Annotated in this window: 11 protein-coding genes; 6 read left to right on the top strand and 5 right to left on the bottom strand. The window is 72.4% G+C overall.

All coding sequences use genetic code 11. The features are described 5' to 3' along the window. Window positions 1-5 precede the first annotated feature (5 nt). Window positions 6-1,520, top strand: a complete 1,515-nt coding sequence (gene gatB, locus FHX78_RS10050; RefSeq protein ID WP_145867098.1) for an Asp-tRNA(Asn)/Glu-tRNA(Gln) amidotransferase subunit GatB — start codon at window positions 6-8, stop codon at window positions 1,518-1,520. 75 nt (window positions 1,521-1,595) lie between these two features. On the opposite strand, the gene FHX78_RS10045 is transcribed toward gatB, so the two are convergent. Beyond that, window positions 1,596-2,405 (bottom strand): SAM-dependent methyltransferase, encoded by an 810-nt coding sequence (locus tag FHX78_RS10045; RefSeq protein WP_145867097.1) that lies wholly within the window; start codon window positions 2,403-2,405, stop codon window positions 1,596-1,598. Between the two features lie 394 nt (window positions 2,406-2,799). On the opposite strand from FHX78_RS10045, the gene FHX78_RS10040 reads away from it, so the two are divergent. From FHX78_RS10040 to FHX78_RS10030, 3 genes are all read left to right on the top strand, one after another. Then, a complete protein-coding gene (locus FHX78_RS10040; RefSeq protein ID WP_145867096.1) occupies window positions 2,800-5,046 on the top strand; it encodes an MMPL family transporter in 2,247 nt (748 codons plus the stop codon). Beyond that, on the top strand, window positions 5,024-5,581 hold the full coding sequence (locus FHX78_RS10035) for a GNAT family N-acetyltransferase (protein ID WP_145867095.1): 558 nt from the start codon (window positions 5,024-5,026) through the stop codon (window positions 5,579-5,581). The genes FHX78_RS10040 and FHX78_RS10035 overlap by 23 nt, the downstream gene beginning before the upstream one ends. Window positions 5,582-5,654: 73 nt before the next feature. Further along, the gene (locus FHX78_RS10030; RefSeq protein ID WP_167531733.1) at window positions 5,655-6,221 is read left to right on the top strand and encodes a hypothetical protein; all 567 of its coding nucleotides are present in this window, start codon (window positions 5,655-5,657) and stop codon (window positions 6,219-6,221) included. Window positions 6,222-6,285: 64 nt separating this feature from the next. Here the strand turns inward: FHX78_RS10030 and FHX78_RS10025 are convergent, their stop codons facing one another. Genes FHX78_RS10025 through FHX78_RS10010 form a run of 4 tightly spaced genes read right to left on the bottom strand, consistent with a single transcriptional unit; the run spans window position 6,286 to window position 10,582 of the window. Beyond that, window positions 6,286-7,197, bottom strand: a complete 912-nt coding sequence (locus FHX78_RS10025) for a 5-dehydro-4-deoxyglucarate dehydratase (RefSeq protein WP_145867094.1) — start codon at window positions 7,195-7,197, stop codon at window positions 6,286-6,288. 10 nt (window positions 7,198-7,207) lie between these two features. After that, complete coding sequence (locus FHX78_RS10020) at window positions 7,208-8,242, bottom strand: 2-hydroxyacid dehydrogenase (protein WP_145867093.1); 1,035 nt, start codon at window positions 8,240-8,242, stop codon at window positions 7,208-7,210. A 7-nt stretch (window positions 8,243-8,249) separates the two neighbouring features. Continuing rightward, window positions 8,250-9,524 carry a glucarate dehydratase family protein gene (locus tag FHX78_RS10015; RefSeq protein WP_167531732.1) on the bottom strand — a complete coding sequence of 425 codons (1,275 nt, stop codon included), beginning with the start codon at window positions 9,522-9,524 and terminating at the stop codon, window positions 8,250-8,252. Window positions 9,525-9,583: 59 nt separating this feature from the next. Further along, entirely contained in the window at window positions 9,584-10,582 is a 999-nt protein-coding gene (locus FHX78_RS10010) for a 2-hydroxyacid dehydrogenase (protein ID WP_145867091.1), read from the bottom strand. Between the two features lie 254 nt (window positions 10,583-10,836). Here FHX78_RS10010 and FHX78_RS10005 point away from each other — a divergent pair, with 254 nt between their 5' ends. Both FHX78_RS10005 and FHX78_RS10000 read left to right on the top strand, forming a co-directional pair. After that, the gene (locus tag FHX78_RS10005) at window positions 10,837-12,423 is read left to right on the top strand and encodes an ABC transporter substrate-binding protein (protein WP_145867090.1); all 1,587 of its coding nucleotides are present in this window, start codon (window positions 10,837-10,839) and stop codon (window positions 12,421-12,423) included. Between the two features lies 1 nt (window position 12,424). Beyond that, complete coding sequence (locus FHX78_RS10000; RefSeq protein ID WP_145867089.1) at window positions 12,425-13,354, top strand: ABC transporter permease; 930 nt, start codon at window positions 12,425-12,427, stop codon at window positions 13,352-13,354. Window positions 13,355-13,361: the final 7 nt, after the last annotated feature.

Here is a 13,361-nt window from a genome sequence, read left to right as displayed (position 1 = left end):
TCACCGTGACCACCACGACCGACCTGGTGTCGTACGAGGACGCGCTCGCGTCGTACGACCCCGTCATGGGCCTCGAAGTCCATGTGGAACTCGGCACCAAGACCAAGATGTTCTGCGGGTGCTCCACCGAGCTGGGCGCCGAGCCCAACTCGCAGGCCTGCCCCGTCTGCCTCGGCCTGCCCGGCGCGCTCCCGGTCGTCAACGCGACCGGCGTCGAGTCGGCGATCAGGATCGGTCTCGCGCTGAACTGCGAGATCGCCGAGTGGTGCCGCTTCGCCCGGAAGAACTACTTCTATCCGGACATGCCGAAGAACTTCCAGACCTCCCAGTACGACGAGCCGATCGCCTTCAACGGCTACCTCGACGTGCAGCTGGAGGACGGCGAGACCTTCCGCGTGGAGATCGAGCGCGCCCACATGGAGGAGGACACCGGCAAGTCCACGCACGTGGGCGGCGCCACCGGCCGTATCCACGGCGCGTCCCACTCGCTGCTGGACTACAACCGCGCCGGCATCCCGCTCATCGAGATCGTCACCAAGCCCATCGTGGGCGCCGGTGAGCGCGCTCCCGAGGTCGCGCGGGCGTACGTGCGCGAGCTGCGCGAGGTCATCCGCGCGCTCGGCGTCTCCGAGGCCCGCATGGAGATGGGCCAGATGCGCTGCGACGTGAACCTGTCGCTGCGCCCCAACGGCACCGAAAAGTTCGGTACGCGTTCCGAGACGAAGAACGTGAACTCGCTGCGGTCCGTCGAGCGCGCCGCGCGCTTCGAGATCCAGCGGCACGCGGCCGTGCTGTCGTCCGGCGGCACGATCGTGCAGGAGACCCGGCACTTCCACGAGGACACCGGGTCCACGACCTCGGGCCGGGTGAAGGAGGAGGCCGAGGACTACCGGTACTTCCCCGAGCCCGACCTGGTGCCGGTCGCCCCGTCCCGCGAGTGGGTCGAGGAGATCCGCGCCTCGCTGCCCGAGCTGCCGCTGGTGCGGCGCAACCGGCTCCGCGAGGAGTGGGGGATTTCCGGCACCGACATGCAGGCGATCCTCAACGCCGGTGCGCTGGACCCGATCGTCGCCACGATCGACGCCGGTGCCGACGCGGCCTCCGCCCGCAAGTGGTGGATGGGCGAGCTGGCGCGCAGCGCCAACGAGTCGGGCAAGGCCCTGGACGAGCTGGCGATCACCCCGGAGCAGGTGGCGCGGGTGACCGCGCTGGTGGCCTCCGGCGACCTGAACGACAAGCTGGCCCGTCAGGTCATCGAGGGCGTCCTCGCGGGTGAGGGCGGCCCCGACGAGGTCGTTGACCAGCGCGGTCTGAAGGTCGTCTCCGACGAGGGTGCCCTCGGCACCGCCGTCGACGAGGCCATCGCCGGCAACCCGGGCGTCGCCGACAAGATCCGCGGCGGCAAGGTGGCCGCGGCCGGTGCCCTGGTCGGCGCCGTCATGAAGGCCACGCGCGGGCAGGCGGACGCGGCCCGCGTGAAGGAGCTGATCCTCCAGAAGCTGGGCGTCGCCGCGGGCTGAGCGGCGCAGAGCACGAAGAGGGGGCGCATCGGGTTCGATGCGCCCCCTCTCCCATGCGGTCACGCGGTCACGCGGTCACGCGGTGGGGCGGCGGCCCACCACGCGTGCGAAGCCCAGGGTGCGGCCCCGGTCCACGCGCAGCATCTCCGCGCTCTCCCGGCTCGCCCGCACGGGGAACTCCTCCGTGCTCTCCTCGGCGACGACGTCGCACCAGAGCAGCCATTCCCGCCAGCCGTCCGCCAGCCAGTCGGCCGTCTCGACCTCCACGGCCGCACCGCGGGTCCAGTGGCGGCGCCACCAGGCGGGGCTGTGGAAGCACCAGAACGCCGGGTCCCAGAAGGGCTCCAGGTGCTCCGGCGGTTCGCTGCCCTCGATCTCCGCGGCCAGCGCGGGGACGACGACGCCGATCCGCCCGCCCGGCCTGAGGAGCCGTGCCAGCGTGGGCAGGTAGAGATCGTCGGTACCGAAGTACTGGTACGCGTCGACGGAGACGATCGCGTCGAAGCTCTCCTCCCCGAAGGGCAGGTCGTGCGCCTCGGCCCGGACCGGCAGCACCCGGTCCGCGACGCCCGCCGCGGCGATGCGGCGCGCGTTCTCGTCCGGCGTGATCCACAGGTCGTGGGCGACGACCTGGACGTCGTACTCCCTGGCCAGGAAGACGGACGTCATGGCGCGTCCGCAGCCCAGGTCGAGCACGCGGGCGCCGGGGCGCAGGGTGTCGAGGCCGAGGGCCGGGGCGAGCCACTCCAGCAGCCACAGCGGGTGCGGGCCCATCGCGTTCTCGACGGCCCAGCGGGCGTCGTAGGCGCTGCTGCGCGGGTACCGCGGCAGGGTGAGGCGGCTAGCGAGGGTCTCGTGCGGGGTGTTCGAGGTGATGTCCGACATCGGTGAACGGGCTCCTTGGGGCCGTGAAGGGGGAAGGGGTCGCGTCGGAGATCGGGCGGACAAGCATCAAAGCACCTGCTTCGGCCGGCGGCGCACGGCCGCGGAACATCGGACCGGCGGACGCTAGCAGGCGGCCGCTCCCGTCCGCACCCGGATTTTCCGGCCGTCGTGGAGTCCGGTGGGTGTGAGGGGGGTCACGCCGGGTGGCGGATCCGGTGTGCCCCGGCTGTGAGCTGCGTCGCATGGGTGTGACTAAGTCCACGAAACCGACAATCGATCACTTTTGCCTGCAACAGTGGCAGTGCATTGCTCATGCGTTCTTTGCGGGCTGTTCGGTTCATGTGCGACTGCTCCCGGTCAAAGATCCACACTCAGTCACTCTGGGAGCACATTCGTGGCAGCCCTCGCACGCTGGTGTGTCCAACGCCGTCTCATCGCCGTTCTGCTCTGGCTCCTCGCCCTCGGCGGGGTCGCCGCCGGCGCCTTCGCCGCCGGTACCGCCTACTCGAACGACTACAAGGTGCCCGGCACCGAGTCGGGGCGGGCCACGCAGCTGCTGAGGGAGGGCTTCCCGGACCTCGGCGGCGACAGCGACACCGTGGTCTGGCACACGGCGTCCGGCGGTGTCCGGGACACCGGCGTCGAGCAGACCATGAGCGACACCTTGGACCGGATAGAGGACCTCCCCGGTGTCGCCGCCGTGAGCGGCCCCTACGACGAGCAGGGCGCCGGCCGGATCAGCCAGGACGGCAGCATCGCCTACGCCACGGTCACCTTCGACGACCAGGCCAAGGACATCGACGCCGGCGAGGCCGCCGCCGTGGTGGAGACGGCCGAGGCCGCCGAGACCGACGGACTCCAGGTCGAGCTGGGCGGCAGCGCCGTCGAGCTCAGCGAGTCCTCCGGCGGGCACACGGCCGAGATCGTCGGCGTGGCCGTCGCGGCCGTCGTCCTCTTCCTCGCCTTCGGCTCGCTCGCCGCCTCCCTGCTGCCCATCGCCACCGCCCTGGTCGGCGTCGGCACGGCCTACGCCGGGATCGTGCTGCTCGGGCACGTCATGACCGTCGCCGACTTCGCGCCCATGCTCGGCATGCTGATCGGGCTCGGCGTCGGCATCGACTACGCGCTGTTCATCGTCACCCGGCACCGGCGCGGGCTGAAACGCGGTTTCGGCGTCACCGAGGCCGCCGTCAACGCCGTCGCCACCACCGGACGCGCGGTCGTCTTCGCCGGGGCCACCGTGTGCATCGCCCTGCTGGGCATGCTGATCCTCCGGCTGAACTTCCTCAACGGCGTCGCCATAGCGGCCTCGCTCACCGTCGTCCTGACCGTCGCCGCCTCCGTCACCCTGCTGCCCGCCCTGCTGTCCCTCATCGGCATGCGCGCGCTCAGCCGCCGGGAGCGGCGCCGGCTGGTGGAGCACGGGCCCGAGCCGGAGGTGCCGACCGGGTTCGCCGCCCGCTGGTCGGCGTTCGTCGAGCGCCACCCCAAGCTGCTCGGCGCGGTCGCGATCGTCGTCATGGCCGTCCTCGCGCTGCCCACCCTCTCCCTCCACCTGGGCACCTCCGACCAGGGCAACGACCCGAAGACCTCCACCACCCGCCAGGCCTACGACCTCCTCGCCGACGGATTCGGCCCCGGGGTGAACGGCCCCCTCACCCTCGTCACCGAGGTCGACGGCGCCGGGGACCGGCTCGCCCTGGACAACCTCGACGCCACCCTGCGCGCGACCGAGGGCGTCGCGTCGGTGTCGCCGGTGACCTACGGCACGGGCAGCGACACCGCGTACCTCACCGTCGTACCGGAGTCCTCCCCGCAGTCCCGGGAGACCAGCGACCTGGTCGACCGGCTGCGCTCCGACGTGCTGCCCCGGGCGGAGTCGGGCACCTCCCTCGACGTGCAGGTCGGCGGCGTGACGGCCGGCTACGACGACTTCGCCGACGTCATCGTGGACAAGCTGCCGGTCTTCGTCGGCGTGGTGATCGGCCTGGGCTGTCTGCTGCTCCTGCTGGCCTTCCGCTCCGTGGGCATCCCGCTGAAGGCCGCCGCGATGAACGTGGCCGCCGTCGCCGCCGCCTTCGGCGTCGTCGTGGCGATCTTCCAGTGGGGCTGGGGCAGCGAACTGCTCGGCCTCGGCCGGGCGGGACCCATCGAACCCTTCCTGCCCGTGATCATGGTGTCGGTCCTCTTCGGCCTCTCCATGGACTACCAGGTCTTCCTGGTCAGCCGAATGTACGAGGAGTGGCTGGAGACCGGCGACAACCGGCGCGCCGTCCGCGTCGGCCTGGCCGAGACCAGCCGTGTGATCAACTCCGCGGCCGTGATCATGATCTCGGTGTTCCTCGCCTTCGTCCTCAGCGGCGACCGCGTGATCGCCATGTTCGGCATCGCGCTCGCCGCGGCCGTCGCCCTCGACGCGTTCGTGCTGCGCACCCTGCTCGTCCCCGCGCTGATGCACCTGCTCGGCGGCGCCAACTGGTGGCTGCCGCGGTCGCTGGACCGGATCCTGCCGCGGATCAGCATCGAACCGCCGGAGTGCCGTGCCGCCCATGAGAGGCTGGCCGCTGCCACGGACGCCGAGGTGGCGGACGTGCTGGCGAGCGAGGGGCGGCAGCGGGATGTACGCGATACGGCTGGGTGACGACGGAGCGGAACTGCGCCCCCTGGAGCCCTGGCACGCCGAGGAGTTCCTGGCCCACCTGGACCGGGGGCGGGACTTCATCAACCAGTACGTCCCCTTCGGCTCCCGGGCCACGGACGTCGACGGCGCCCGCGAGGTGCTCCAGCGGTACGCCGACCGGCGTGCCGCGGACACGGCCTCGCTGCACGGGCTGTGGCTGGACGGCACGCTGGTGGGCGGGGTGCTCACCCTGAACTTCGACGCCGCGAACGGTACCTGCGAGGTCGGCTGCTGGCTGGAGCCCGCCGCCACGGGGCGGGGGCTCGTCACCCGCGCGATGCGGGTGCTCATCGACTGGGCCGTCGGGCAGCGCGGCATCCACCGGGTCGAATGGGTCGCCGCGGCGGGCAACGTGCCGAGCCTCGACGTCGCCCGCCGGCTCGGCATGACCCGGGACGGGGTGCGCCGCGGGGCCCATCTCCACCACGGGGTGCGGCACGACCTGGAGGTGTGGTCGGTCCTGGCCCCGGAGTGGCGGGCACGCGACGGTCACTGACGCGCCCGGGCGGTCACCGCGTCCACAAGGATCATTAAGCGGACTCTCAGACAGCGTCCGTACGGTGCGGTGCATGGGAACCAGGACAGTGGACGAAACCGGAACCGAGACCGGCACAGGAGCCGAGACCGCCAAGGAGACCGAGCGCGACGAGACGGCCGTGGACACCATGGCGTCCGAGGAGGAGACCGGAACGGAAGCGGAAGCGCAGGACGGGACCGGGACCGAGCGGGAGGACGGCCCTTCCGGCGTCGGACAGGGCGCGGCCGCCGTCGTCTCCGCGGCGCTCGGCCTCGTCTCGCTCACCGGAAGCTGGCTGGGCACGGTGGCCGCCGCGCGCGAGACCCTCGTGGGCCAGCTGGAGACCGCCGCGGACGCCGGCGTCGCCACCCAGGTCAAGGAGGTGTACGGCGATGCCTGGCAGACCAGTGCGCTGTGGGGCGGCCTGTTCGCGTTGACCGCGCTCGTCGTGGGCGTGGTGGTGCTGGCGCGGCCCGCGTTCGGGACGCCGGGCCGGACGGCCCAGGCGCCGTGGATCAAGTCGGTCGCCTGGGCGGGTGTCGCGCTCGGCGTCATCGGACTGCTGCTGGCCGTCCTGAAGTACACCGACGTTCTTCTCGGGCTGCCGGCCACCGGCTGAGCCGGCGCGTGTCACGAGGGGTCTTCGGAGGTCCGAAGACCCCTCACGCACGCGGGCGCGCGGTTCAGGAGGCGAGTACCGCGCGGCCCTCGGCGATGATGGCCGCCAGTTCCTCGGTCTCCTGCGCGGTCAGCGGCGTCAGCGGCGGGCGGACCGGCCCGGCGTCCAGGCCCTCCAGCGTGACCCCGGCCTTCACCAGCCCCACGGCGTACCCCGGGACCCGCTTGCGCAGCCGGACCAGGGGGTGGAAGAAGGTGCGCTGCAACGCGTCGACGCGCTTGTGGTCGCCCGCCTCCAGCGCGCGGTGGAAGGCGAGGGAGACGTCCGGCGCGAAGGCGAACGCGGCCGACGAGTACAGCTCCACGCCGAGCGCCCGGTACGCCGGCTGGCTCGCCTCGGCGGTGGGCATGCCGTTGAAGAACTGGAACTCCTTGCCGGTCCCGTCGAGCACCTCGCGCACGGCCGGGATGATCCGCGCCAGCAGATCGAGGTCGCCGGTCCCGTCCTTGAAGCCGGTGACGGTGGGCACCTGGGCGACCTCCGCCGCGGAATGCTCGTCGAAGCGCGCGTTCGCCCGGTTGTAGACGATCACCGGCAGATCGGTCGCCGCGGCGACCTCCCGGGTGTAGGCGACCAGCCCGGCGGCGGGCGCCTCGACCAGGTAGGGCGGCATCAGCAGCAGGCCGTCCGCGCCGGCCTCGGCCGCGGTCCGCGCGAACCGCCGCGCCAGGCCGAGGGCACCTCCGGCCCCGGCGTACACCGGGACACGGCCCCCGGCCGCCTCGACGGCGGTCCGCACGACCGCGTCGAACTCCTCGAGGTCCAGGGCGTGGAACTCGCCGGTGCCGCAGGCGACGAAGACGCCGCCGGGGCCGGCGTCGACCCCGGCCGCGACGTGCCGGCGCAGGGCGTCGAGGTCGACGTCACCGGTCGCGGTGAACGGGGTGACGGGGAAGAAGAGAACGCCTTCGAGCATGGGTGGTTTCCTACTCATCGTGAGGGACAGCGGGGGCGGGGGACGGGGGTGCCGCGGCGACGCCCGGGGCGGGCGCCGGGGCGCGCACCACGTTGCCGAGCGCGTCGCCTCGCTCCAGCCGGTCGATGTTGGCGGCGATCTCGGTCGCGCGGGCGGCGAAGGTGTCGGTCGTGTGGCCGGAGTGGTGCGGGGTCATCAGCACGTTCGGCAGCTCGTGGAAGGGCAGCCGGCTCGGCGCGTCGGGCGGGCCCGACCACCACACGTCCAGTGCGGCACCGGCGATGGTGCCCGAGCGCAGGGCCTCGTAGAGCGCCTGCTCCTGCACCACCGGCCCCCGGGCGACGTTGACCAGCAGCGCCCCGGGGCCCATGGCGGCCAGTTCGGCGGGGCCGATCAGGCCCTCGGTGGCGGCGCCGAGGGGGACGGTGACCACCACGACGTCGGAGTCGGCGAGGAGGTCGGGCAGCCGGTCGTCGCCGCCGACCCAGTCGGGCCGCAGATCCGCGGGGTACGGCGCCGAGGGGTCGCGCCGTACGGCGCGGATCCGCATACCGGCCGCCTGGCACAGCCGGGCGACCTCGGTGCCGGTCTCGCCGAAGCCGATGACGCCCACCCGGCGGCCCCGCACCGTGGTGCCGAAGGGGAGCGTGGGATCGACCGCCACGTTGCGCCAGCGTCCGGCGCGCAGCGCGCGGTCGGCTCCCAGGACGTCCCGGGAGAGCATCATGACCGACATGAGCACGTGCTCGGCGATGGAGCGGCCGTGGTGGTGCGTGGTCGCGACCGTCACCCGCGGGTGCAGCGCGTCCAGCGGGATGCCGTCGTAGCCGGCGCCGACGACGTGGACGAGCCGCAGCCGTGCGGCGCGGCGCGCGTCCTCGGCCCGCAGCTTGGAGCCGACGTAGACGTCGACGTCGGCGATGGCCTCGGAGAGCCGGTCCGGGTCCCAGTCGAAGGACTCCAGCCAGTCGTGCTCGCCCTGGGTGGAGGCCTTGAGCCGGTCGTGGAAGCGGCTCAGGATGCGGTGGTCGAGCATGATGCGCATGAGCCGCTCACCACCGGGGGGTCTTGGTGGAGAAGGAGGGCTCGAAGCGGCGCATGTAGCCGGTGTCGTCGCGGTCGCGCAGCCCGCAGTCGAGGTACTGCTGGTGCAGACGGGCGAGGGCGTCCCGGTCCAGCTCCACACCGAGGCCGGGGGCGGTCGGCACGGCCAGGCGTCCCTCGGTGAACTTCAGCGGCGTCGGGTCGATCACGTCCTCGTCCGGGCGCTTCCAGGGCCAGTGCGTGTCACAGGCGTAGGTCAGCCGCGGGGTCGCGGCGGCGAGGTGGGTCATCGCGGCCAGGCTGATGCCCAGGTGCGAGTTGGAGTGCATCGACATGCCCAGCCCGAACGTCTCGCAGATCGCGGCGAGGTGGCCGCAGCGCCGCAGTCCGCCCCAGAAGTGGTGGTCGGACAGGACGATGCCCACGGCGCCCTTGGCCACGGCCGGGGCGAGGTCGTCGAAGGAGACGACGCACATGTTGGTGGCCAGCGGTGTGGGTGTCCCGGCGGCCACGGCGGCCATGCCGTCGATGCCCTCGGCCGGGTCCTCCAGGTACTGCAGGACGCCCTCCAGTTCCCGGGCGACGTGCAGGGAGGTCTCGGTGCTCCACGCGGCGTTGGGGTCGAGGCGCAGCGGGAGGCCGGGGAACGCCTCGCGCAGTGCCCTGATCGCCGCGATCTCCTCGTCGGGCGGGAAGACGCCGCCCTTGAGCTTGATGGAGGTGAACCCGTAGGCGTCGATCATGCGGCGGGCCTGCTCGACCAGTCCCGCCGGGTCGAGCGCGGCGCCCCAGTCGTCGTCCTCCTGGCCCGGGTGCCCGGCCCACTTGTAGAAGAGGTAGGCGCTGTAGGGGACCGCGTCGCGCACCGCTCCGCCGAGCAGGTCGCTGACGGGCCGGCCGACGAGCTTGCCCTGGATGTCGAGGCAGGCGACGTCGAACGGTGACATGACCCGGTCCACGGCGGAGCTGCCCGTGACCATGCCGGACATGCCGTCGCCGCCCGTGGTGTCCGCGCCCAGCGCGCGGGTGGTGCGGGCGACCAGGTCGTTGAGGCTCCACACGTCCATGCCGACCAGCTCGTCGGCGGCGCGGCGCAGTCGCTCCAGGTGCACCGTGCCGCCGTAGGTCTCGCCGACGCCGCTGACACCGCCCTCCGTGGTGATCTCCACGATGGTGCGCAGGGCGTAGGGCTCGTGCACCCCGACCGTGTTCAGCAGGGGGTAGTCCCGGAAGGCCACGGGGGTCACGGTGACGCCGGCGATCCGCTCTGAGGTCCGAACCATGAATGCCATCCTCATATGTAGTCGGCGTTCTCATTTGTAGACAGCTCCGGGCGGCGGTGTCAATGGGCGGCCCCCGGTACGGGGGTCAGCAGCACCCCCTCGGCCATGAAGCGGTCCACGTTGCGCAGCGCCAGGTCGCCCATGGCCTCACGGGTCTCGTGGGTGGCGCTGGCGATGTGCGGGAGCAGGACGACCCGGTCCGATTCCAGCAGCGCCCGGGGCACGTGCGGCTCGTCGGCGAAGACGTCCAGCGCCGCGCCCGCGATCCGTCCGGCCTCCAGCGCCGCCACCAGCGCCGGCTCGTCGACGACGCTGCCGCGCGCCACGTTCACCAGATGCCCCTCGGGGCCGAGCGCCTCCAGCACCGCCGCCGACACCAGCCCCTCGGTGCCCGCGCCGCCCGCGACGGTGACGACCAGCGCGTCGCACGCGGCGGCCAGCGCCTCGGCGGTGGGCAGGTGGCGGTAGGGCACCCCGGGCACGGGGGTGCGCGAGCAGTACGCCAGTTCCGTGCCGAAGCCTTCGAGGCGCCGCGCCACGGCCCGGCCGATGCGGCCCAGCCCGAGGATGCCGACCCGCTTCCCGCTCACCCGCGTAGCCAGCGGGAACGGCGCCGCCGTCCAGCCTCCGGCGCGGACGAACCGGTCGGCCGCCGACAGCCGGCGCATCGAGTCGATCAGCCCGCCGACGGCCAGGTCGGCCACGCAGTCGGTGAGCACGTCCGGGGTGTTGCTGACGTCGATGCCGCGCGCCCGGGCGCGGACCACGTCCGTGGTCTCGTAGCCGACGCCGAAGTGCACGATCGCGCCCAGCCGCGGCAGCGCGTCCATCAGGTCGTCGCCGACCCCGAACCGCGCGCTGGTCACGGCGGCGACCACCTCGTCCCCGTGGTCGCGCAGGAACGCGTCCCGGTCGGGCAGTTCGTGCAGGCGCACCGTGCGGTACCGCCCGGCCAGGGCCCGCTCCAGGCCGGGGAGCAGGGGTGACACCTGGAGCACGGTGGCCGGCGAGGCCGGGGCGCCGGGAGTGATTTCGGTCGTGGTGCCGGGAATGGGCATGTGATCTCCTGTCGTCGTCGAGGGACTCCGGGACGCCCGGTGCGGACGGCCGGGCCCGGACGGGCCGGAAGTGGGGGAGTCGTGCGGGAAGGTCGCGGGACGGATCCGATCCTGCGGATCTCTTGACGCTGCCACGGTGCCGGTTTAGCTTCGGCGTTCACAGATGCGGACCGGGTACGCAAGTGTAGACAGCCTCTCGCAGTCGCCCGTACGTGGAACGCGACACATCAGCACTCACCGGAGACGAGCCGACAATGAAGTTCTCCGTTTCCCCCATCCCGCCCGCCGGACGGCGGCGCCGCGCGACGACTGCGATGCTCCTGGCCTGCACGGTGCTGGTGTCCAGCGGCTGCGCGGTGGCGGGCAGCGCCGCCGGTGACGCCGGCCGCGCCGACGGCCGCACCCTGCGGGTGGTGCTCACCCAGGAACCGCCGACCCTGGAACCCTGCGAGGCCTCCCTGACCGGCACCGGCGTCGTCGTCCGGTCCAACATCACCGAACCGCTCGTCGAGCGCGACCCGGACTCCGGCGAGCTGCACCCCCTGCTCGCCACCGGCTGGAAGCAGACCGGCGAACGCACCTGGTCCTTCGACACGCGCTCCGGGGTGACCTTCCAGAACGGCGAGCCGTTCACCGCCGAGGACGCCGCCTTCTCCATCGACCGCGCGGTCAACTCCGACCTCGCCTGCAACGTCGAGGGTTATGTCTTCGGCGACGAGGACCTGGAGGTGAAGGCGGTCAGCGACACCCGCCTGACCGTCACCACCGAGCAGCCCGACCCGATCCTGCCGCTGCGCCTGAGCTTCGTGGAGGTCGTGCCGCGCACGACCGACGCCGAGGCCAAGGTCCGCATCCCCGTCGGCACCGGCCCCTACGCCGTCGACTCCTGGCAGCCCGGCGCGGCGATCTCCCTCCGCCGCCACGACGACTACTGGGGCGAGGCCCCCGCCTTCCCCCGGGCCCGCTACGTCTGGCGCAGCGACGCCAGTGTCCGCGCCGCCATGATCGACAAGGGGGAGGCGGAGATCGCGGTCGCCCTCGACCCGATCGAGGCGGAGAAGGACACGACGGCCTCCTTCCCCAACAACGAGACGACCGCGCTGCGGCTGGACGGCCGCGAGGCGCCGCTCGACGACATCCGGGTACGCCGGGCCGTCGACCTGGCCGTGGACCGCGAGGGCATCGTCGACGCCCTGCTCGGCGGGCTCGCGGAACCGGCCGGCCAGCTGGTCCCGCCCGGCGTGGTGGGCCACAACGACGCGATCGAGCCCGTACCGCAGGACGTGGCCCGGGCACGGGCGCTCGTCGCGGAGGCCGAGGCCGACGGGGTGCCCGTCGGCCGGCAGATCACCCTGGTCGCCCGCAACGGCATGTTCGCCGGGGTGTCGGAGACCGCCGAGGCCCTCCAGTACCAGATGCAGGAGATCGGGCTGAACGTCAAGGTCCGTATGGCCGACACGGCCACCCAGCTCCAGTACCAGCTCCGGCCGCTGCCCAAGGGCGTCGGCCCCATTGCCCTGCTGATCATGCACGGCAACCAGGCCGGTGACGCGGCCTTCACCACCAGCCAGTACCTGCTGAGCGAGGGACCGCAGTCCGCGTTCGGCACCGGCGAGCTCGACCGGAGGATCGCCGAGGCGGGCGCGCTCTCCGGCGCGGAGCGCCAGAAGGCCTTCGCGGACCTGCTCGCCGACCAGAACAGGACGGTCGTCCAGTACACCCACCTGGCCCACATGAGCGGACTGCTCGGCCTGTCACGGTCGATCCGGTACGAACCGAACTCCGCCACCGGCGACGAGATGCGGCTGGCAGAGGTCAGCCCGGCGAAGGCGAAGCACTGACATGGTTCCTTTTCTGCGCAAACGCATCCTCTCCAGCGCCATCCCCCTGGTGTGCGTGGTGCTGGGCGTGTTCTTCCTGGCCCGGATGACGGGCAACCCGGTCGACCTCTACCTCCCGCTGAGCGCCACCGCCGAGCAGCGCGCGGAGTTCTCCGCCGCGCAGGGCTTCGACCTGTCCATCCCGGCACAGCTGTGGAACTACCTCGTCGACGCCGCGCAGTTCGACTTCGGCACCTCGCTGCGGACCGGGCAGTCCGCCACCGAGATGGTCTTCGACGCCTTCCCCGTCACCCTCCAGCTGGCCGGCGTGACCATGCTGCTGGCGATCACCGGAGCGGTGCTGATCGGCAGCCTGGCCGCCTACCGGCCCAACTCCCTGGTCGACCGGGTCGCCAGCCTGCTGTCGATGACGGCCGCCAGCATCCCCGACTTCTGGTTCGCCGTCATGGGCGTCCTGGTCTTCGGCGTGAGCCTCGCCTGGCTGCCCACCTCGGGCACCCTGGGCGGACCCGAGGTCTGGGTCCTGCCCATCGCCACCCTGCTCATCCGCCCGTTCGGCGTGCTGGTCCAGGTAGTGCGCGGCAGCATGGTCTCCGCGCTCTCCGCGCCCTACGTCAAGATCGCCCGGAGCAAGGGCGCCACACCCCGCCGGGTGATCTTCGGCCACGCCCTGCGCAACGCGGTGACGCCGGTGCTGACCGTGGCCGGTGACCTGACGGTGGGCCTGGTCAACGGCGCCGTGATCGTGGAGACGATCTTCGGCTGGCCCGGCATCGGCAAGCTCATGATCGACTCCATCCTCCAGCGCGACTTCGCGGTCCTCCAGGCAGCCGTGCTGCTCACCGCGGTGACGATCTTCGCGCTGAACATCCTCGTCGACGTCTGCCACGCGCTGACCGACCCCCGAGTGCGTCAGGCGGTGCCGGCGTGAGCGAAGG

Source organism: Streptomyces capillispiralis, from assembly GCF_007829875.1.
GTDB lineage: Bacteria > Actinomycetota > Actinomycetes > Streptomycetales > Streptomycetaceae > Streptomyces > Streptomyces capillispiralis.
This window is presented reverse-complemented; position numbering and strand designations above follow the sequence as displayed.

Bases quoted from the DNA above. Each gene is read 5' to 3' on its own strand.
- FHX78_RS10045 (WP_145867097.1), bottom strand. From the start codon at position 2,405: ATGTCGGACATCACCTCGAACACCCCGCACGAGACCCTCGCTAGCCGC.
- FHX78_RS10035 (WP_145867095.1), top strand. From the start codon at position 5,024: ATGTACGCGATACGGCTGGGTGACGACGGAGCGGAACTGCGCCCCCTG.
- FHX78_RS10030 (WP_167531733.1), top strand. From the start codon at position 5,655: ATGGGAACCAGGACAGTGGACGAAACCGGAACCGAGACCGGCACAGGA.
- FHX78_RS10025 (WP_145867094.1), bottom strand. From the start codon at position 7,197: ATGCTCGAAGGCGTTCTCTTCTTCCCCGTCACCCCGTTCACCGCGACC.
- FHX78_RS10020 (WP_145867093.1), bottom strand. From the start codon at position 8,242: ATGCGCATCATGCTCGACCACCGCATCCTGAGCCGCTTCCACGACCGG.
- FHX78_RS10015 (WP_167531732.1), bottom strand. From the start codon at position 9,524: ATGGTTCGGACCTCAGAGCGGATCGCCGGCGTCACCGTGACCCCCGTG.
- FHX78_RS10010 (WP_145867091.1), bottom strand. From the start codon at position 10,582: ATGCCCATTCCCGGCACCACGACCGAAATCACTCCCGGCGCCCCGGCC.
- FHX78_RS10005 (WP_145867090.1), top strand. From the start codon at position 10,837: ATGAAGTTCTCCGTTTCCCCCATCCCGCCCGCCGGACGGCGGCGCCGC.
- FHX78_RS10000 (WP_145867089.1), top strand. From the start codon at position 12,425: ATGGTTCCTTTTCTGCGCAAACGCATCCTCTCCAGCGCCATCCCCCTG.